The 1,233-nt window shown below is 52.0% G+C and carries 2 protein-coding genes; both read right to left on the bottom strand.

Annotated features, from left to right (window positions below):
- A partial coding sequence (locus tag B9Y59_RS15195) for a hypothetical protein (RefSeq protein WP_442856176.1) occupies positions 1–678 on the bottom strand: 678 nt, incomplete at its 3' end.
- The coding region (locus tag B9Y59_RS04490; protein ID WP_198945594.1) for an FIVAR domain-containing protein at positions 644–1,233 on the bottom strand (590 nt) is incomplete at its 5' end. The genes B9Y59_RS15195 and B9Y59_RS04490, both read right to left, overlap by 35 nt.

Raw genomic sequence — 1,233 nt, 5'->3', positions numbered from 1 at the left:
GCTTCCGTTGCCCACTGTGAAGCTCGGTACCAGTCCGTTTCCATTGACCACGGTCATCTTGAAGGTGTACATGCTTCCTCTGTTCAGCGTGATGGCATTTGCCGCATCACTGCGCACACTTGCCGCTGCACTCTGGCTTGCGGAAACCACACCCGCTGCTCCATATGTGTTGCTTACATTTCTCGATGTGGAGCCGCTCTTCTTCGCTGTCGTCGTCTTTGTCTCCAGGTTCTGGATGCTTGCTTCCAGTGCTTCTACGGCACTCTTGACCTCTTCTTCGGTCGCTGCTTCATTGTTCAACACAACCTTTGCGTTGCTCAATGCCTTCTGCATCGCTGCCACGCTCTTTGCTGTGTACTTGCTGGTGTTCACTGCCTCTGCTTTTCCAATCAGGTCTTTCAAAGCGTCCTTGTTCGGAATCATACGCAGTGCTGTAATCGCATTGAGCAGTTCTTCGGCCTTCTCGTCCACTGCCTCCTGGGTTGCATTGTCATTTTCCAGCAGAGTTTCTGCATCGCCCAGGATGGTTTTAAAGGTAGCCCATGTTTCATCCTGGATGTACTTCGAAGCATTCTCTACAATTTTCTTGCCTTCTGCTACCAAAGCTTCCAGATCCGTCCTATCTGCACGGAAGACCAGGTTGTCANCCTGTGCTCTGGCCCGGTGTGCCAACTGCATAAACTCTGTAGTAGTAGTCATTGCCGATCTGGGACACAAACTGCGTCTTCAGAACGCTTCCGTTGCCCACTGTGAAGCTCGGCGCCAGTCCGTTTCCATTGACCACGGTCATCTTGAAGGTGTACATGCTTCCTCTGTTCAGCGTGATGGCATTTGCCGCATCACTGCGCACACTTGCTGCTACACTCTGGCTTGCGGAAACCACACCCGCTGCTCCATATGTGTTGCTCACGTTTCTCGATGTGGAGCCGCTCTTCTTCGCTGTCGCCGTCTTTGTCTCCAGGTTCTGGATGCTTGCTTCCAATGCTTCTACGGCACTCTTGACCTCTTCCTCGGTCGCTGCCTCATTGTTCAACACAACCTTTGCGTTGCTCAATGCCTTCTGCATCGCTGCCACGCTCTTTGCTGTGTACTTGCTGGTGTTCACTGCCTCTGCTTTTCCAATCAGGTCTTTCAAAGCGTCCTTGTTCGGAATCATACGCAGTGCTGTAATCGCATTGAGCAGTTCTTCGGCCTTCTCATCCACTGCCTCCTGGGTTGCATTGTCATTTTCCA

Origin of the sequence: Anaeromassilibacillus sp. Marseille-P3371, from assembly GCF_900169665.1 — a bacterium.
In the GTDB taxonomy this organism is placed as follows: Bacteria; Bacillota; Clostridia; order Oscillospirales; family Acutalibacteraceae; genus Anaeromassilibacillus.
This window is presented reverse-complemented; position numbering and strand designations above follow the sequence as displayed.